Origin of the sequence: Eggerthella sp. 1_3_56FAA, assembly GCF_000185625.1 — a bacterium.
GTDB classification, from domain to species: domain Bacteria; phylum Actinomycetota; class Coriobacteriia; order Coriobacteriales; family Eggerthellaceae; genus Eggerthella; species Eggerthella lenta.
On record NZ_GL622579.1, the window covers coordinates 63,857 to 81,691 of the forward strand.

At 64.4% G+C, this 17,835-nt stretch carries 16 protein-coding genes; 11 read left to right on the plus strand and 5 right to left on the minus strand.

Annotated elements, in window-relative coordinates; genetic code table 11:
• From HMPREF1023_RS00245 to HMPREF1023_RS00255, 3 genes are all read left to right on the plus strand, one after another.
• The coding region (locus tag HMPREF1023_RS00245) for a glucosaminidase domain-containing protein (RefSeq protein ID WP_009304108.1) at positions 1–952 on the plus strand (952 nt) is incomplete at its 5' end.
• A gap of 194 nt (positions 953–1,146) precedes the next feature.
• A complete protein-coding gene (locus HMPREF1023_RS00250; RefSeq protein ID WP_009304109.1) occupies positions 1,147–2,922 on the plus strand; it encodes an NTP transferase domain-containing protein in 1,776 nt (591 codons plus the stop codon).
• A gap of 28 nt (positions 2,923–2,950) precedes the next feature.
• Complete coding sequence (locus HMPREF1023_RS00255) at positions 2,951–3,898, plus strand: DMT family transporter (RefSeq protein ID WP_009304110.1); 948 nt, start codon at positions 2,951–2,953, stop codon at positions 3,896–3,898.
• 45 nt (positions 3,899–3,943) lie between these two features.
• On the opposite strand, the gene HMPREF1023_RS00260 is transcribed toward HMPREF1023_RS00255, so the two are convergent.
• The 5 genes from HMPREF1023_RS00260 to HMPREF1023_RS00280 form a co-directional block, all read right to left on the minus strand.
• Complete coding sequence (locus tag HMPREF1023_RS00260) at positions 3,944–4,303, minus strand: Hpt domain-containing protein (RefSeq protein ID WP_009304111.1); 360 nt, start codon at positions 4,301–4,303, stop codon at positions 3,944–3,946.
• A 113-nt stretch (positions 4,304–4,416) separates the two neighbouring features.
• The gene (locus HMPREF1023_RS00265) at positions 4,417–5,019 is read right to left on the minus strand and encodes a sugar transferase (RefSeq protein WP_009304112.1); all 603 of its coding nucleotides are present in this window, start codon (positions 5,017–5,019) and stop codon (positions 4,417–4,419) included.
• Positions 5,019–6,245 carry a DegT/DnrJ/EryC1/StrS aminotransferase family protein gene (locus HMPREF1023_RS00270; RefSeq protein WP_009304113.1) on the minus strand — a complete coding sequence of 409 codons (1,227 nt, stop codon included), beginning with the start codon at positions 6,243–6,245 and terminating at the stop codon, positions 5,019–5,021. Before HMPREF1023_RS00270 ends, HMPREF1023_RS00265 begins: the two co-directional genes overlap by 1 nt.
• A 117-nt stretch (positions 6,246–6,362) precedes the next feature.
• The gene (locus HMPREF1023_RS00275; protein WP_009304114.1) at positions 6,363–7,652 is read right to left on the minus strand and encodes a glycosyltransferase family 4 protein; all 1,290 of its coding nucleotides are present in this window, start codon (positions 7,650–7,652) and stop codon (positions 6,363–6,365) included.
• 96 nt (positions 7,653–7,748) lie between these two features.
• On the minus strand, positions 7,749–8,243 hold the full coding sequence (locus HMPREF1023_RS00280; protein ID WP_009304115.1) for a universal stress protein: 495 nt from the start codon (positions 8,241–8,243) through the stop codon (positions 7,749–7,751).
• Positions 8,244–8,412: 169 nt separating this feature from the next.
• On the opposite strand from HMPREF1023_RS00280, the gene HMPREF1023_RS00285 reads away from it, so the two are divergent.
• From HMPREF1023_RS00285 to HMPREF1023_RS00320, 8 genes are all read left to right on the plus strand, one after another.
• Complete coding sequence (locus tag HMPREF1023_RS00285; protein WP_009304116.1) at positions 8,413–9,756, plus strand: glutamine synthetase family protein; 1,344 nt, start codon at positions 8,413–8,415, stop codon at positions 9,754–9,756.
• 18 nt (positions 9,757–9,774) lie between these two features.
• The gene (locus HMPREF1023_RS00290) at positions 9,775–10,449 is read left to right on the plus strand and encodes a response regulator transcription factor (RefSeq protein WP_009304117.1); all 675 of its coding nucleotides are present in this window, start codon (positions 9,775–9,777) and stop codon (positions 10,447–10,449) included.
• 314 nt (positions 10,450–10,763) lie between these two features.
• Complete coding sequence (gene polA / locus HMPREF1023_RS00295; protein WP_009304118.1) at positions 10,764–13,391, plus strand: DNA polymerase I; 2,628 nt, start codon at positions 10,764–10,766, stop codon at positions 13,389–13,391.
• A gap of 261 nt (positions 13,392–13,652) precedes the next feature.
• Positions 13,653–14,069 carry a 50S ribosomal protein L21 gene (gene rplU, locus HMPREF1023_RS00300; RefSeq protein WP_009304119.1) on the plus strand — a complete coding sequence of 139 codons (417 nt, stop codon included), beginning with the start codon at positions 13,653–13,655 and terminating at the stop codon, positions 14,067–14,069.
• 18 nt (positions 14,070–14,087) lie between these two features.
• Positions 14,088–14,339, plus strand: coding sequence for a 50S ribosomal protein L27 (gene rpmA / locus HMPREF1023_RS00305; protein ID WP_009304120.1), 252 nt, complete (start codon positions 14,088–14,090; stop codon positions 14,337–14,339).
• Positions 14,340–14,491: 152 nt separating this feature from the next.
• On the plus strand, positions 14,492–15,886 hold the full coding sequence (gene obgE, locus HMPREF1023_RS00310; protein WP_009304121.1) for a GTPase ObgE: 1,395 nt from the start codon (positions 14,492–14,494) through the stop codon (positions 15,884–15,886).
• Positions 15,886–17,034 carry a glutamate 5-kinase gene (gene proB / locus HMPREF1023_RS00315; RefSeq protein ID WP_009304122.1) on the plus strand — a complete coding sequence of 383 codons (1,149 nt, stop codon included), beginning with the start codon at positions 15,886–15,888 and terminating at the stop codon, positions 17,032–17,034. The genes obgE and proB overlap by 1 nt, the downstream gene beginning before the upstream one ends.
• A 9-nt stretch (positions 17,035–17,043) precedes the next feature.
• Positions 17,044–17,835: glutamate-5-semialdehyde dehydrogenase (locus tag HMPREF1023_RS00320; protein ID WP_009304123.1), on the plus strand; the 792-nt coding region annotated here is incomplete at its 3' end.

Here is a 17,835-nt window from a genome sequence, read left to right on the forward strand (position 1 = left end):
GAAGGCGGCCGACGGCAAGTGGTACTACTTCGAAGGCTCCGGCGCCATGCGCTCCGGCGGCTGGATGAAGCAGGGATCTTCCTGGTACTACCTGTCCGGCTCCGGCGCGATGCAGACCGGCTGGCTGAGCAAGGGCGGCTCCTGGTACTGGCTCGACCCCGAGAGCGGGAGGATGGCCACCGGCTGGGCGAAGGCGGCCGACGGCAAGTGGTACTACTTCGAAGGTTCCGGAGCCATGCGCTCCGGCGGCTGGATGAAGCAGGGTGGCACGTGGTACTACCTGAACGGATCGGGAGCCATGCACACCGGTTGGCTCGATTTGGACGGTAAGCGCTACTATCTTGGGGAGTCGGGAGCGATGGTCACGGGAAAGGCCACTATAGAAGGCGAGACCTACCGCTTCGATTCGTCGGGTGCGCTGCTGCCGTCCGACTCCATCATGGGCCCTTCGCTTGCGACGGTGGAGCAGATGGTGACGCTCTTCAACGCGCAGGGCGTTCCTTATCCTGTTGATAAGTACGCGTCGCGAGGGGCTGCCACCATCAAGGACTTTTGCCAGGTGCTGCTGGATCAGGCTCGATCCGAGGATGTCCGCGCCGAGGTGCTGTTCGCTCAGGCCATGGTGGAGACCGGATGGCTGCAGTTCGGCGGAGACGTGGACAGGAACGGCAAAGTGCAGTGCAATTTCGGAGGTCTGGGCGCAACGGGCAACGGCGTTGCTGGTGAAGAGTTCCCAGATGTGAAAACGGGCCTTCTGGCGCAAGCTCAGCACTTGAAAGGCTATGCTTCAACGGCACCGCTCAATCAGTCTTGTGTCGACACGCGATTCGGTCTTCTTGCCGGCAAGCGTGGCTCGGCACCCACGGTCGACAAGCTTTCCGGTACCTGGGCGGCTGACAAGACCTATGGCACGAAAGTCATGAACGTTGTAGACAAGCTTTTGGGTTATTGATTCGGCGGCGACGGGCATCTCCTGCAAAATTCGGCGCGCTCTCCGAGAACGGGGAGCGCGTTTTCTATGTGTTCATATTTTGTAGTAGAAAATTGTAAATGAACATACCGTTCAGATTCTTTAAAATGCAATAAAAAATGAACTTCGACGCACGATCGAGATCGTCTGAATCTGCCATGAAAGGATGCTCCGTTTTGATCACGAAGAACGAATTCGCGGTGCTCGCTGCGCTCGAACGCGAACCGGGGACGAGCCAGCGGGCGATCGCCGCTCGTAAGGCCATGTCGTTGGGTTCGGTGAACGCGGCCTACAAAGCGCTGGTCGACAAAGGGCTTGTCGTCGACGGCGCACTGTCCGACGCCGGGTTCGAGGCGCTCGCTCCTTTTAAGGTGGACAACGCTATCATCTTGGCAGCTGGCCTGTCGTCGCGGTTCGCCCCTATTTCCTACGAGAAGCCCAAAGGTCTGCTGCATGTTCGTGGAGAGATTCTGATCGAGCGTCAGATCCGCCAGCTTCAGGAGTCCGGCATCGACGACATCACTGTGGTGGCAGGGTACAAGAAGGAGTACTTCTTCTACCTTGAAGAGAAGCACGGCGTGTCCATCGTCGTGAACGAGGAATACGCCACGCGGAACAACCATTCCTCTCTCATGGTGGTGCGCGAGCGTCTGGGCAACACGTTCATATGCTCTTCCGACAACTACTTCGTCGAGAACCCCTTCGAGCCGTACGTGTGGAAGGCCTATTACGCTGCCCAATACCAAGAGGGCCCTACGAACGAATGGTGCATGCGTTTGGGTTCGGGCAACCGCATCGTTTCGGTCGATATCGGTGGCAGCGACTCTCTTATCATGCTCGGCCATGTTTACTTCGATAAAAACTTTTCTCGTGCCTTTTCCCGAATACTCGAGGAGGAGTACGATCTGCCGACGACGGCCGATAAGCTGTGGGAAGAGCTGTACGTCGACCATATCGCGGAGTTGGACATGGTTGCGCGCGAGTACCCCGTCGGAACGGTATTCGAGTTCGACACACTCGACGAGCTGCGCGAATTCGATCCGCGTTTCCTGGAAAACGTCGATTCCGAGGCTTTCGACAATATCGTTGCAGCGCTCGGGTGCGACAAAGACGATATTCGCGACGTGTATCCGCTGAAGCAGGGCCTCACCAATCTATCGTGCCATATCCGTGTGGGCGACTCCGAATACGTGTATCGCCATCCCGGCATCGGGACGGAGGGCATCATCGATCGCCGAGCCGAGGTGGTGGCTCAAGGCGTGGCGCGCGATCTGGGGCTTGATCGTACGTTCATCACCGAGGATCCCGAAAAAGGCTGGAAGCTGTCGCGCTTTATCCCCGATTGCCGCCAGCTCGATCCGCATGACCCTGAGCAGGTCAAGCGTGCAATGGAAATGGCTCGTCGCCTGCACGAATCCGGTGCGAAGGTGGAGCGCTCGTTCGATTTCTTCACCGAGGGCAAGCGTTACGAGCGTCTGCTGGAGCGCAAGTCCGGCCGCATTGAAGTGCCGGGTTATGCTGAGATGGCTGCACGGGCCGAGGAACTCAAGCGCTTCGTGGATGCAGACGATGCGCGCATCTGCCTGACCCATAACGACTTCTTCATGCTGAACTTCCTTATCGACGACCAGGACGACATGTCGCTCATCGATTGGGAGTATTCCGGCATGTCCGACTACGCAAGCGATTTCGGCACGTTCACGGTGTGCTGCCAGCTGAGCGAAGAGGAGGCATCGCGTGCCCTTGCGTATTATTTCGGGCGCGAGCCGTCTGCGGCGGAGCGCCGTCACAACTTCGCCTTCGTGGCGCTTGCGGGATGGTGCTGGTACGTGTGGTCGCTGCTCAAAGAGGCAGAAGGGGACATGGTTGGCGAGTGGCTGTACGTCTATTACCGTTACGCGAAGGATTATCTGGACAAGGTGCTGGACTGGTACCGTCAGGGAAGCGACTAAGGGGAGCGCCATGAAGGGTTTTGGAAGAATGAAGTTCGGTCTGACGAGCGGCTTGCTCTGGGGTCTTGACACGGTCGTCCTCGGAATCGGATTGTCGATGAGCCCTTTCATCGGCACTGCCGAGGCGATTGCGTTTGCAGCTATCGCGAGCGCCGCTTTGCATGACATCTTCTGCGCGATCTGGCTGTTGATCTACATGGGCGTGCGGGGTCGTCTGGGCGACACGTTAGCGGCGCTTAAAACGCGCAGCGGCAAGGCGGTCATTCTGGGGGCGCTTTTGGGCGGGCCTATCGGCATGACCGGCTACGTGATAGCCATCAACAATATCGGTGCCGGCTATACTGCCATCATCTCGTCGTTCTATCCTGCAGTTGGCGCCTTCCTCGCCTTCGTGTTCCTGAAGGAACGCATGGCGCCTAAGCAGTTCGTCGCATTGCTGGCGGCCCTTGCCGGTATCATCGTCATGGGCTATGTGTCTTCCGGCGAATCGGAGCTGGGCAATCCGATCCTCGGTTTGTTCGGTGCGCTGTTGTGCGTTTTGGGATGGGGGTCCGAAGCCGTCATCTGCGCTTGGGGTATGCGCGACGATGCCGTCGACAACGAGACGGCGCTTCAGATCCGCGAGACCACGTCGGCGCTCGTGTACGCGATCGCCGTATTGCCGCTATTCGGTGCCTGGGGTTTCACGGCCGCAGTTGTTCCCAGTCTCGCGACGGGCGTGGTAGGGCTGGCTGCTTTGGCTGGAACCGTGTCGTACCTGTTCTACTACAAGAGCATCTCGTCGCCTATCGGGGCGGCGAAGTCCATGGCTCTCAATATCAGCTATTCGGCCTGGGCCGTCCTGTTCGCGCTCGTGTTGCAGGGAACGATGCCGACGCCGATATCGATCGTCTGCTGCGTGGTCATCTTGGCGGGCACTGTATTGGCCGCAAGCGACTGGAACGAGCTGTTCGGCCGTGAGAAGGCGAAAGCGTAGGCGCCTCTGCCTCGATGCCTGCTAGCGCATCGAGGTCGAAAGTCCCTACTCTTCCAGGTTCGTCAGCGCTTCCAGCACGGCAACGTGGCTTTCGCGCAGGCCGGGCATGAGGGTGCGTGCGCTGTCGATATCGTTGGCGCGCAGTGCATCGGTGACTCGCGCGGCCAGGTCGTAAAGGCGCACGAACGACAAGTTGCCGGCGACGCCTTTGAGCGAATGGGCTTCGCGCTCGGCTGCGGCTGCGTCGCCGCTGGCCATCGCGGCTTCGAGCGCATCGACATGCGGGTCGTCCAGGTACTTCACGGCGATGCGGGCGAACAGGGACTCGTTGCCGCAGAATCGCTCCATCGCTTCGGCGTAATCGATGCCGTACCGTGCAAGCATTGCCGTCTGATCGTTCGTCATGGTCTCACTCTCCTGCGTGCTTTTTGTCGAGCGCCCCCATTGCGTGGCGCACGACCATGATAGAGGGTGAGGGACGTGCGCGTCGGGTCGGCAGGGGTCACGTTAGCCGAACGTTACTTCTCCGACCCGTCTTCCACGAACACGCCCTCCTGGTTGAATACGGCCGAGAACGTCTTGAAGAACACTTTAACGTCGAGCGGGAAGGACACGTTGCGCACGTAGTGCACGTCGAGCGCCAGACGGTCGTGCCAGGGCAGCGAGTTGCGTCCGTACACGGCGGCGTACCCGGTGATGCCGGGCTTCACGGTGAGTTTGAGGCCTTCCTCTCCCTCATAAAGCTCCGTTTCGCGGCGCAAGTCGGGGCGGGGCCCTACGACGCTCATGTCGCCTTTCAGTACGTTGAGGAACTGCGGCATCTCGTCGAGCGACGTCTTGCGCATGAAGGCACCAACCCGCGTCATGCGCGGGTCGTCGGCGCCGTTGTAGGTGGAGCCGTCCTCCATGATGAGGTCGGGCGCGTTCACCCGCATCGAGCGCAGCTTGTACATCTTGAAATCGCGCCCGTCTTTTCCGACGCGCGGCGCGTTGTAGAAGACGGGGCCCTTGTCCTCGAAGTGGATGAACGGTGCCAGCACCGCGATGATCAGCAGCACGAAGGGCAGCGCCACCAGCCCTACGACGATGTCGCACACGCGTTTTCCGAAACTCACGTACATCAGCGGACGCCTTCCGCCTCGAGTCCGTCCAGGGCGCGCTTGAACGATCCCGCCACGTAGTCCACGTCCTCGTCGGAGAGCAACGTGTGCAGCGGCAGCGTCACCTCGTTCTCGAACTGCGCAAGCGCGTTCGGGAAGTCGGCGATGGCGAAGCCGAGGTCGCGGTACGCGGTGAGAAGGGGCAGCGGCTTGTAGTGCACGTTCGTCGCCACGCCGTCGTTGGCCATCCGCTCGATGAGCGCGTTGCGGAACGCCGACGATTTGCCCGTGAGGCGCACGAGCATGAGATGCCCGCTCGACTCGAAGTCTTCGCCGTAATGCCTCAGCAGCTCGACATCGCATTCGCCCAGGTTGCGCTCGTAGCGCTCGACGATGGCGCGCCGACGGGCGAGCGAGGCGGGGTAGCGGCGCAGCTGCGCGAGGCCGAGGGCCGCCTGAATGTCGGTCATGTTGCACTTCCACCCGGGGAAGGCGATGTCGTACTCCCAGGCGCCCGCGCGGTTCTTCGCCAGCGCGTCCTTCGTCTGGCCGTGCAGCGACTGCAACATGAACCGGCGGTACAGCTCGTCGGAATCGAACGCGCCCGCGCGCCATGCAAGCGCGCCTCCTTCGGCCGTCGTCAGGTTTTTCACGGCGTGAAACGAGAAGGCGGTGAAGTCGGCCACCGACCCGGAGGGACGTCCCTGATATGTCGCGCCGAACGAGTGGGCGGCGTCGGCTAAGACGATGACGCGATCGAACGCGCTCTGCAGCTCCGTCGCGGGCTTCCAGCGGTCGCTCGCCGAATCGAGTGCGGCGAACAGACGGTCGTAGTCGACCATGCGTCCTGCGATGTCCACGGGGATGACGGCGCGCGTGCGCTCGGTGACGAGATCGGGCAGGGCGTCGTAATCCATCTCGTAGGAGCCGGGCGCCACGTCGCAGAGCACCGGAGTCGCACCCACATGGCAGATGACCGAGCAAGAGGCCGTGTACGTGTAGGCGCTCGTGATCACCTCGTCGCCCGGGCCGATGCCGAAAGCGCGCAGGGCGCATTCGAGCGCTGCGGTGGCCGACGCGAACGTGGCCGAGCGCTCGGCCTGTGCGAAGAGGGCGATCTCGCGCTCGAACTCCTTCGTCTTCGGGCCGGTGGTTATCCAGCCGCTTCTCAGCGCGTCGGCCACCTCGTCGAGCTCCGCCTGCGTGATGTCGGGCGGTGAGAACGAAATGCGTTTCTGCTCAGTCACGATTGCTCCTTGGTACCCTGTAAACGGCGTGCGACCTGCGTGATCGCACGCAATCGGCGTATGCAAGCTCCCTATTTTGACGCGCTCCGCCCGCTTTGGCGAGTCGTTCGACAGAAATCACAGCAACGTGCGCAGCAAATCCACGATCTCGCGGTACGCGCGGGGTTGGTCGAACTCCTTTTCGGCGACGGCACGCGCCTTCGAGCCCATGATCTTGCGCAGCGACGCGTGACCTGCGAGCTTCGCGATGGCGTCGGCCAGCGCCTGCGCGTCTTCCGCTTCGACGTTCGCTCCGAAGCCGTCGGCGGTCACCTTCGCGCGGAACTCGGGGCTCGAGCCTGTGTTGATCATGGGATTCCCGCTGGCCAGGTAGTCGCCGATTTTCGTGACGATGCTCTGCGCCGCCGATTTGACGAGCGAGTTCACCGTGATGTCCGATGCGCACAAGTACGCCGCCATCAGCTCGTAGGCCGTGTAGCCCAGAAAATCCACGGGGGCGTTCAGCTGCACGGCCAGCGCTTCGAGCTTCTCGCGATCGGGACCATCGCCCAGCACCTTCACGCGCACGGGGGGTAGCGCAGGCGGCAGTTCGTCGTCCTTCGATGCGGCGCGCACGAGGCGCCCGCGCTCGAGCAGCGCGGCGGCTTCGACGAGGGTCGCCACGTCATAGCTGGCGCCGAGCGTTCCGGCGTAGACGACCCACAGCTCGCCTTCCGGTTTGCGTACTGCGGGCGCGTTGATTCGGGCGCCCTCGTCGAACGCCGCCAAGTCGTTGCCCACGTACACGGTTGCCTTCGGGTAGGGCTTCGCGCGATCCTTCGCCGGACGCGCTGCGTATTCGTCAGAGGTTCCGACGGCAGCTGACAGCAGCTGATAGACGCGCTTAGCATCGCGCGAGAAGGGGTAGAAGGCCACGTCGCTGACCACGGGCACGTCCACCACCATGCGCATGGCCTCGGGCCATAGGTCGTTGATGTCGGCGACGAAGGGGATGCCCTGCTTGTCGGCCTCTTCGGCGCATACGCGCGCGACGTCGTTCGGCGGAATCTCCGCGTAGACGAGGTCGTAGGTGCCCGCCGTGCGCTCGAAATGCTCGCGCAAATTCTTCGCCGCCACGCGATGGCTGCGAATGCGCGTGAGATCGAGGTTCTTCGTGTAGCCGGGCTCGTCGATGAACACTACGTTGTAGGGAAGGTTTCGGTAGCATGCTTTCGACGTGTCGCGATGCGCCTTGTCCCAATGCTGGAACGATGACGTGATGAGGTCGACTTCGAAGCCCTCGCGCGCGAGCAGCTCCGACAGGAAGCGAAAGCGCGTGTAGCCGCGCGTCTCGTCGCCCAGCTTCACTCCCATCGTGACGACGGCGAGGCGCTTGGGCTTGCGGGTTTGGTATCGATTGATTTCCATAGCAAGCCAGTATACCAACTTATAGAGCCTTCATGCCCGACGGCCCGCGCGAAAACAGGCGCGAGCCGTCGGGACCGCGACAGCTTCCTTCCGTTGCTACCCTTCCTCGTCCTTCTTCGCCACGAGGACGGGGATCTCGGCGGAGCGCAGGACGCCGTAGCTGACGCTGCCCAGCATGCCGCGCAGCACGCCGAGGCCGCGCGAGCCCATGACGATGAGGTCGCAGCCGTGCTCCTTCGCGAAGTCGTTGATGCCGTCGACGGGCGACGGCGCGTTGACGGCGGCGATGTCCACGTCGTTGAGCATGCCGTCGAGCAGCCCTCCGATGGCCTGCTTCATGTCGTCCTTCTCGCGGTCGAGCGCCGCCTCGACGAGCTTCTTGTACAGGTCGGGCTGGATGACCAGCGGCGGCGCGCTCTCGTACGGGTTCGCGTCGAGACCTAGCGCAGGCGGGATGTCGGAGACGAACACGACCCCGATGACGTGCAGCTTGATGGCGGGATCCTCCTCCGCCAGGCCCTTGGCCAGGGTCAATGCATGCAATGCGTGGTCGGATTTGTCGAACGGCACGAGGATGTTGGTGAACTTCATGGTATACCTCCTGATCGTCGCTGATCGGATGGATAAAGTATAGCACGCGGCGCGCAGCGCGGCGAAGCGGCAAGGTTCTGGCGACGGACCGTCACCATCGTCCCTCTCGCGAAACGCAACCGAAACACCGGCGAGTATAATGGTGGTTCGAGAGAGAAAGGATCGTCCGATGACCGTGACCCCCGAGCAAGACTTCGTCCTGAAAACCATCAAGAGCCGCGACGTCCATTTCGTGCGCTTCTGGTTCACCGACGTGCTGGGGCGCATGAAGTCGTTCGCGGTCATCCCGAGCGAGCTGGAGGACGCCTTCGCCGACGGCATGGGCTTCGACGGCAGCTGCATCGAGGGCTTCTGCCGCACGCAGGAGTCCGACATGCTGGCGTTCCCCGATGCCTCCACGTTCCAGGTGCTGCCCTGGCGGCCGGAGTCCAACGCGGTGGCGCGCATGTTCTGCGGCCTGCGCACGCCCGACGGCACGCCGTTCGAGGGCGACCCGCGTCAGGTGCTGGCCCGCACGGTGGAGAAGGCGCAGGAGATGGGGTATGCGTTCAACGTCGGCCCCGAGCTGGAGTTCTACTACTTCAAGGACGCTGAGGGCACCGAGGTGCTCGACCGCGGCGGCTACTTCGACCTGACCAGCCTCGACTACGCTTCCGACCTGCGGCGCGACACCGTGCTCACGCTGGAGAAGATGGGCATCCCCGTGGAATACTCGCATCATGAGAACGGCCCGTCGCAGCATGAGATCGACCTGCGCTTCACCGACGCGCTGTCCATGGCCGACGCGGTGATGACGTACAAGCTGGTCGTCAAGGAGATCGCCATGAAGCACGGTGTGTACGCGTCGTTCATGCCCAAACCCATGGCGGGCGAGCCGGGCAGCGGCATGCACGTGCACCAGAGCCTTTACGACCTCGACGGCAACAACGCCTTCTACGATCCGGACGATCCCCAGGGCTACCGTCTGTCGAAAGTGGCCAAACGCTACCTGGCGGGCCTGCTCAAGTACGCGCCCGAGTTCTGCGCCATCACGAACCAGCACGTGAACTCGTACAAGCGCCTCATCGCCGGCGGCGAGGCGCCTATCTACCTGTCGTGGGCTCGCTCGAACCGCTCCACGCTCGTGCGCGTGCCGGGCTACCGACCTGCGAGCGAGGGCGCGTGCCGCCTCGAGCTGCGCAGCCCCGACCCCAGCGCGAACCCCTACCTTGCCTTCGCCGTCATGCTGGCGGCGGGCCTCGCGGGCATCGAAGAGGAGCTGGAGCTGCAGGAGCCCAACGAGGACCAGGATCTGTTCATGCTGTCGCGCCAGGATCTGCGCCAGCAGGGCATCGCCACGCTTCCCGAGAGCCTGGGCGAGGCGGTGGAGCTGTTCGCGGAATCCGAGCTGATGCGCGCCACGCTGGGCGATCACATCCATTCGTACCTTGTGGCCGCGAAACGCGCCGAGTGGAACGACTACCAGGGGTACGTGTCGCAATGGGAGCGCGACCGCTATCTCGCGGTGCTGTGACGTGCGAAAGGAGGGGGCATGCAGCGCAAGCAGGTGATATTCGTCGCCGACAGCCTCGACAACGCGCATAAGTTCCAGCAGGTGCTGTCGAGCCTGGACGTGGACGTGGCAGCGGGATCCTCCGCCCAGTTCAAGAAGCTGCTCGGGCGCCATCCCGCATGCGATCTCGTCGTATACGAGGCGCGTGGCGGCGCCTCGGAGGACGTGGCCGGCATCGAGGCGCTGCTGCTCGAGGACGGAACGGCATCGCTCCTGGTCATCGTGGGGGAGGGCCAGCTCGCGCGCTTTCGTCTGCCGGTGCAGGTGAAGAGCGACTTCGTGATGCGAAACGCCTCGCCCGAGGAGTGCGCGGCGCGCATCCGCCAGCTGCTGTGGCCCGGCAACGAGGCCGCCACGTCCGACTGCCTCGTCGTGGAGAACATGACGGTGAACCTGGCAACCTACCAGGTCACCGTGGCCGGCGAGCCGCTCGACCTCACCTACCTCGAGTACGCGCTGCTGGCCTTCCTCGTCACGCACCCCTCGCGCACGTACTCGCGCGACGCGCTGCTGCGCCGCGTGTGGGGCTTCGACTACTACGGCGGCTCGCGCACGGTGGACGTCCACGTCCGCCGTATCCGTGCGAAGCTGGGCCCCGAACTGGCTCAGCACCTGGAAACCGTCCGCGGCGTCGGCTACCTCTGGAGCGCATAGGTCGAGCAGTCCGCCACCCGCCCAAACCTCCCAACAAGAACCTCCTCCACCAAGGTAGCATGAGAGCGTTGCCGCCTCGCAGGTCGTCCCCGCCAGGCGCAGCCGCCTCGCAATATGGTGCTTTCAAGGAGATGCCGGCAGCTTCGGAGGCTGTGCGGTGCTCACCAAGCGAGTTCCGCACGAGCCGAAACGCCCTGTGGGCGTTTCGTGCGAGCAGGACTGCCGAGCGACTGAGCATCGCACAGCCCCCGAAGCGGACAACGCATATGCGCTATACTGAACCCCCGAAAACACCACCCGACGGAGGACAGCCCATGCCGAAGAAGATCGCCGTCATCGACGGCAACTCGCTTATGCACCGCGCCTACCATGCCGTGCCCCAAACCATGAACGCCCCCGACGGGCGCCCCACCAACGCCGTGTTCGGCTTCATCGCCATGCTTCTCAAGTTCATCGACATCGCAAGCCCCGACGCTCTCATCTGCGCGTTCGATGCGGGCCGCCCCGCGTTTCGCATGGAAGCGCTCGAGCAGTACAAGTCCCAGCGCCCTCCCATGGACGACGACCTCAAGGTGCAGTTCCCCATCATCGAGGAGCTGTTGGAGGCCATGAACGTGCCCGTGGTTCGCATCAAAGGCTGGGAGGGCGACGACGTGCTGGGCACCATCGCCGCGCGCGACGAGGAGCTGGGCTACGAGACGCTGCTGGTGACGGGCGACAAGGACGCCTACCAGCTGGCCACCGACATGACGCGCATCGTCACCACGAAGAAGGGCATCACCGACGTGGCCATCTACGGCCCGGCCGAGGTGCTCGAGCGTTACGGCGTGCGCCCCGACCAGTTCATCGACTTCCTCGGCCTCAAGGGCGACTCGTCCGACAACATCCCCGGCGTGCCCGGCATCGGCGACAAGACCGCGGCGAAGCTGCTGCAGACCTACGGCAGCCTGGAGGGCATCTACGAGCATGTGGACGACCTCAAGGGCAAGCAGAAAGAGAAGATCGTCGACAACAAGGACATGGCATTCTTGAGCCGCGACGTGGCCACCATCGTGCGCGACCTCGACTTCCCGCTCGACCTCGAAGCATGCTCGTTCCCCTCGTTCGATTCGGAAAAGGTGACCGAAGCGTTCAAGGGCGTGCAGTTCAACGCGCACCTCGGCCGCGTGCTCAAGCTCGTGGGCAAGGAGCTGGAGAAGAAGGCGGCTCCGCTTGCGGTGGAGCCGGTGGTCTCGGGGTCAGAGGCGCACGCACTCGTGGACGCGGCCGTCGCGCGCGGCGAGACGGTGGGCGTGGCGTTCATCGAGCCCGAGCAGGTGTCGCTGTTCAACGCGGGGCTCCATTGCGCGGTGAACACGAGCGAGGGCACGGCGCTGTTCGAGGACGACGAGGGCCGCGAGGCGTTCGCGCGCATCGTGCGCGCCGGCTCGTTCGCCGCCCTCGACGTCAAGCGCGAGGTACATCGCGTCTATCCCGCCGACACGGCCAAGATCGCGCTTGTGGAGGATGCCGAGCTCATGAGCATGCGCGCGTTCGACCTGGGACTGGCGGGCTACGTGCTGAACTCGTCGGTGTCCGAGTACTCCTACGACGCGCTGCTCGACGCCTACTGCGGCGGCGTGCTGCCCGAGGCCAAGGACGAGGCCGGCAGTGCGGCCGCGCAAGCCGCGGCGGCCCGCATGCTGGTGAAGCCGCTCACCGACGCGCTCGGGCGCGACGAGAGCAAGCGCGCCTACTTCGACATCGATCTGCCGCTCGTGGCGGTGCTCGCCATCGTCGAGCGAACGGGCGCCGCGGTGGATTGCGACCGTCTGGCCGAGCTGGGAGCGACGACGCAGGCCGAGCTCGATGAGCTGCGCGCGCGCATCATCGAGATCGCGGGGGAGGAGTTCAACCTCGACAGTCCCAAGCAGCTCGGGCACATCCTATTCGAGGTGCTGGGCCTGCGCACGCTCAAGAAGAACCAGCGCGGCTACTCCACCGACGCCGCCGTGCTCAAGGAGCTGTCGAACGACCACGAGATGCCGGCGCTCGTCCTGCGCTACCGCGAGCTCGCGAAGATCAAGTCCACCTACATCGACGCCCTGCCGCGCATGCGCGCCGACGACGGGCGCGTGCACACGTGCTTCAACGAGACCGTGACCACGACGGGCCGCCTCTCGTCGTCGGAGCCGAACCTGCAGAACATCCCCGTGCGCACCGAGTTCGGCCGCCAGATCCGCGAGTGCTTCGTGCCGCTGGAGAAGGGCCACAAGTTCCTGTCGGCCGACTATTCGCAGATCGAGCTGCGCCTGCTCGCTCACCTGTCGAACGACGAGCACCTCGTGGCCGCGTTCTGCTCCGGCGCCGACTTCCACGCCGCCACGGCCAGCCGCGTGTTCGGCCTGCCCGTGGAGGACGTTAGCCCTGAGCTGCGCAGCCGCGCGAAGGCCGTGAACTTCGGCATCGTGTACGGCCAGCAGGCGTTCGGCCTGTCACAGAGCCTGGGCATCCCGTTCGGCGAGGCCAAGGAGATGATCGAGCGCTACTTCGAGGCCTACCCCGGCGTGCGCGCCTACCTCGACCGCACCATCGCCGAAGCGAAGGAGAAGGGCTATGCCGAGACGATGTTCGGCCGCAAGCGCCATATCCCCGAGCTCAAGGCCGCGAACGCCACGCAGCGCGGCTTCGGCGAGCGCACGGCCATGAACCACCCCATGCAGGGCAGCGCGGCCGACATCATCAAGCTGGCCATGACCGAGGTGCAGCGCCGCATCATGGAGCGCGGCTTCGAAGCGAAGCTGCTGTTGCAGGTGCACGACGAGCTGGACTTCAGCGTGCCGGAAGGCGAGATCGAGGAGCTGTCGGCCATCGTGAAAGACGTGATGGAGCACATCGTGGATCTGCGCGTGCCTCTCGACGTCGACGTCTCCTATGCCGATAACTGGGCGGAAGCGCACTGAGGTTACGTCGACTCGGCGGCCGACGCTCAGAAGCCGCATCATTGCTCGCTGATTTTGCTGGACTTGTGATGTGTAAAAAAATCACACCACGCCGCCGCGTGTGGCTAGAGTATCTGCTATCATATAAACGTTGTGCTCTGTGGAGGCACAGCGTAGGAAGAGTGCGATGATACGCGTGGATCGTGCATAAGATCACATTGACTTGCTACGGTCACGCTGGTAAGCTATCGCCTTGCGTTTATTCATATCAAGGAGACACTCATGTACGCAATTGTAAAAACGGGCGGCAAGCAGTACAAGGTCGCACCCGGCGACAAGCTGAACATCGAGAAGCTTGACGCCGCCGTGGGCGACAAGGTCGAGCTGGAAGCCATCTGCGTCGTCGACGGCGCCAAGGTGGAAGCCGACCCCGCGAAAGCGGCCGCAACGAAGGTCACCGCCATCATCCTCGAGCAGTTCAAGGGTGAGAAGCAGCTGGTCTTCAAGTTCAAGAAGCGCAAGAACTACAAGAAGCTGCGCGGCCATCGCCAGCAGCTCACGCGCGTCCAGATCGAGTCCGTCGGCTCGGCCAAGGCTGAGAAGCCGGCCGTCAAGAAGGCTGCGAAGAAGGACGATGCCGAGAAGAAGCCGGCTCCTGCTAAGGCCGCCGACAAGCCCGCGTCCGAAGACGCCGAGTAAGCATAAGGAGGGAATACCATGGCACACAAGAAAGGTCTCGGTTCCAGCCGTAACGGCCGCGATTCCCGCGCACAGCGTCTCGGCGTGAAGATGTTCGCCGGCCAGGCTGTGAAGACGGGCAACGTCATCGTCCGCCAGCGCGGCACGCACATCCATCCGGGCGAGAACGTCGGTCGCGGCAAGGACGACACCCTGTTCGCCCTGTGCGACGGCAAGCTGGAGTTCACGAAGGGCGCCAAGCACAAGGTGCACGTGCGTCGCGAGGCGTAAGGTTCCGCCTGCCCACGACTGCGTGACGTTATCTGTTTTCGCATGCCCCCTGCTCGTCAGGGGGCATTTTTCATATACAATCCGAGTTGTCGTGTTCAAGCGAGCAACCCGTTGCGCCCCTCGAGGCGCGGATCGAAATAGAGGTACCACCCGTGTTCATCGATAAAGTACGCATCCATGTCAAAGGCGGCAACGGCGGTGCCGGCTGCATGTCATTTCGCCGCGAGGCTCATGTGCCGAAGGGCGGTCCGGACGGCGGCGATGGCGGTCACGGCGGCAACGTTGTGGTCGAGGCCGATGCCAGCCTGTCCTCGCTCATCGAATACCGCTTCAAACACCATTTCAAAGCCGAGCGCGGCACGCACGGCAAGGGCTCGCGCATGCACGGAGCCACCGGCGAGGACCTTGTGCTCAAGGTGCCGATGGGCACGGTCGTCCACGAGTATTTCGAAGAATCGAAGGAAGTGGGCGAGCTCATCGCCGACCTCACGCACGACGGCGAACGCGTCACCGTGGCCGAGGGCGGCATGGGCGGCCGCGGCAACATCCACTTCGTGACGCCGACCCGACGCGCGCCCGCGTTCGCCGAGCTGGGCGAGCCGTCGCAGGAGCGCTGGATCGAGCTGGAGATGAAGCTCATGGCCGACGCGGCCCTCGTGGGCATGCCGTCGGCGGGCAAGTCGTCGCTCATCGCTAAGATGAGCGCGGCGCGGCCGAAGATCGCCGACTACCCGTTCACCACGCTCGTGCCGAACCTCGGCGTGGCGCGTTCGGGGGACTACAGCTTCGTCGTGGCCGACATCCCCGGCCTCATCGAGGGCGCGCACGAAGGGCGCGGTCTGGGACACGAGTTCCTGCGCCACATCGAGCGCACGGCGCTCATCGTGCACGTGGTGGACCTGACGGGCGACTACGAGGGACGCGATCCGCTGGAGGATTACGATATCATCAACCGCGAGCTGGCGCTGTACGCCGACGAGCTGGCGGCGCGCCCGCGCATCGTGGTGGCGAACAAGATCGACGTGCCCGGCGCGGAGGAGGTTGCCGACCGGCTGGCCGAGCGCGTGCGCGAGGACTCGATCGCGGCAGCGGGCGGCGACGAGTTCGCCCCGAGCCCCGTCGATCCGAAGCTCTACCGCATCAGCGCGCTCACGGGCGAGGGCGTCGACGGCCTCAAGGCCGCCATCGCGACCAAGGTGCACGAGCTGCGCGAGGAGCTGCGCGCGCTTTCGGAGGCCGACGTGCAGTACGAGCACGTGTGGGAGCACAAGCGCGAGGAACGCGACAAGCAGTTCAAGGTCGTGCCGCTCGGCGGCGGGGTGTTCCGCGTCGAGGGCCCGCAGGTGGAGCGCATGGTGGTGCAGACCGACTGGGAGAACGAAGAAGCCATCGCGTTTTTGCAGCACCGCCTCAAGCGCCTCGGCGTGGAGAAGGCGCTTGAGAAGGCGGGCGCCGTGGACGGCGACGAGATCCGCATTGTCGGCCGAGCGTTCGAATTCGAGTCGGTTCGCACGGCGGAGGATCTGTTCAAGGAGCTCGACCTGTGATGAAGCCGGCTGGATGCGCGCATGCCGCCGATCATGGCAAGCGCCTCGTGATAAAAATCGGGTCGTCCACGCTCACCACGTCGGAGAGCAAGATCGACTACGCCTACCTCGCGGAGGTGACCGACCAGGTCGCGCGCGTGCGCGCCGCCGGTTGGCGCCCCATCGTCGTCACCTCGGCCGCTATCGCCTGCGGCCTCGAGCGCTTAAGCATCGAGAAGCGCCCGCACGACATGCCCAGCCTGCAGGCGGCCGCCTCGGTGGGGCAGAGCGCGCTTTCCACGGCGTACGCCGAGGCGTTCGCGCGCCACGGCATCGTGACGTCCACGGTGCTGCTGACGCGCCGCGACACGGCCGACCGCCGGGCGTACCTGCACGCGCGCGACACGTTCGACCGCCTGCTGGAGCTGGGGGTGGTGCCCATCGTGAACGAGAACGACACCATCTCGGTCGAGCAGATCCGCTTCGGCGACAACGATACGCTGGCAGCGCTCGTGGCATGCCTCGTGGAAGCCGACCTCATGGTCATCCTCTCGGACATCGAGGGGCTCTACGATGCCAACCCGCATCACCATCCCGACGCGAACCTCATCGGCCGCGTTGAGGCCATTGGCCCCGAGATCATGGCCGTGGCGGGCGAAGCCGGCACCACGGTGGGCTCGGGCGGCATGATCACGAAGATCAAGGCCGCGCGCGTGCTCATGGTGGCCGGCATCCCGCTCGTGGTGTGCGACGGTCATCGTGCGGAGGCCATCGTGGACGCGGCGGCGGGCGAGGACGTGGGCACACTGTTCGTGGCTGCGAAGAAGCCGCACGAGATCACGCCCAAGAAGCTGTGGATCGCGCTCGGCGATGCCGCGCGCGGCGCGCTCGCTGTGGACGACGGCGCGAAGGCGGCGCTCATCGAGCGCGGCAGCTCGCTTCTGTCGGTGGGCGTGCGCTCGGTGGAAGGGCGCTTCGAGGCGAACGACATCGTCGACATCAAGGATGCGACGGGGCATCTGTTCGCGCGCGGCAAGGTGGCGTTCGCTAGCGACGAGGCGGCGTTGGCCATCGGGCGCACCCGCGCGGAGCTGCAGGCGAACCGCCTGCTGGCAAGCTTGGCCGACAAGCCGCTCGTCCATCGCGACGAGTTGGTCGTCTTCGAATAGGGGGGAACCATGGAACGGGAAACGGTGCGGGACCAGGTGCGGCGCATCGCCGAGGAGGCGCGCGCGGCGAGCGGGGCGCTCGCGCAGACGAGCGCAGACGAGCGCAACGGCGCGCTGGCCTCCATGGCGGCGGCGTTGCGCTCGCATGCGGCCGCCATCGTCGAGGCGAACGGCTGCGACATGGACGCGGCGCGCAAGGCCGGCACGAAAGAAGGCCTCCTCGACCGCCTCATGCTCGACGAGGACCGCGTCGAAGCCATGGCGGCCGCGCTCGAGGACCTCGTCGCTCTTCCCGACCCGTTGGGGGCGGTGCAGCAAAAGCGCACGTTGGAAAGCGGCATCGAGCTTCAGCGCGTGAGCGTGCCTCTGGGGGTGGTGGCCGTCGTGTACGAGGCGCGCCCGAACGTGACGGCCGATGCGGCCGGCATCTGCCTGAAGTCGGGCAACGCGGCGGTGCTGCGCGGCGGCAGCATGGCGGCGGCCTCGAACGAGGTGATCGCACGCGTGCTGCACGAGGCGGCGGTGGAGGCGGGCATGCCCCGCGGCTGCATCGGCGCCGTCACATTGGCCGACCGCGCGGCGGCCGACGAGCTCATGCAGCTGCACGGCGTGGTGGACGTGCTCATACCGCGCGGCGGAGCGGGCCTCATCCGCCACTGCGTGGAGACGTCGAAGGTGCCGGTCATCGAGACGGGCACGGGCAACTGCCACGTGTACGTGCACGAGAGCGCCGACTACGATAAGGCGCGCGCCATCATCGTGAACGCGAAATGCCGCCGCCTCGGCGTGTGCAACGCCGCC

Bases quoted from the DNA above. Each gene is read 5' to 3' on its own strand.
- HMPREF1023_RS00265 (WP_009304112.1), bottom strand. From the start codon at position 5,019: ATGTACGTGAGTTTCGGAAAACGCGTGTGCGACATCGTCGTAGGGCTG.
- HMPREF1023_RS00255 (WP_009304110.1), top strand. From the start codon at position 2,951: ATGAAGTTCGGTCTGACGAGCGGCTTGCTCTGGGGTCTTGACACGGTC.
- polA (WP_009304118.1), top strand. From the start codon at position 10,764: ATGCCGAAGAAGATCGCCGTCATCGACGGCAACTCGCTTATGCACCGC.
- rpmA (WP_009304120.1), top strand. From the start codon at position 14,088: ATGGCACACAAGAAAGGTCTCGGTTCCAGCCGTAACGGCCGCGATTCC.
- HMPREF1023_RS00275 (WP_009304114.1), bottom strand. From the start codon at position 7,652: ATGGAAATCAATCGATACCAAACCCGCAAGCCCAAGCGCCTCGCCGTC.
- HMPREF1023_RS00280 (WP_009304115.1), bottom strand. From the start codon at position 8,243: ATGAAGTTCACCAACATCCTCGTGCCGTTCGACAAATCCGACCACGCA.
- rplU (WP_009304119.1), top strand. From the start codon at position 13,653: ATGTACGCAATTGTAAAAACGGGCGGCAAGCAGTACAAGGTCGCACCC.
- HMPREF1023_RS00285 (WP_009304116.1), top strand. From the start codon at position 8,413: ATGACCGTGACCCCCGAGCAAGACTTCGTCCTGAAAACCATCAAGAGC.
- proB (WP_009304122.1), top strand. From the start codon at position 15,886: ATGAAGCCGGCTGGATGCGCGCATGCCGCCGATCATGGCAAGCGCCTC.
- HMPREF1023_RS00290 (WP_009304117.1), top strand. From the start codon at position 9,775: ATGCAGCGCAAGCAGGTGATATTCGTCGCCGACAGCCTCGACAACGCG.
- HMPREF1023_RS00260 (WP_009304111.1), bottom strand. From the start codon at position 4,303: ATGACGAACGATCAGACGGCAATGCTTGCACGGTACGGCATCGATTAC.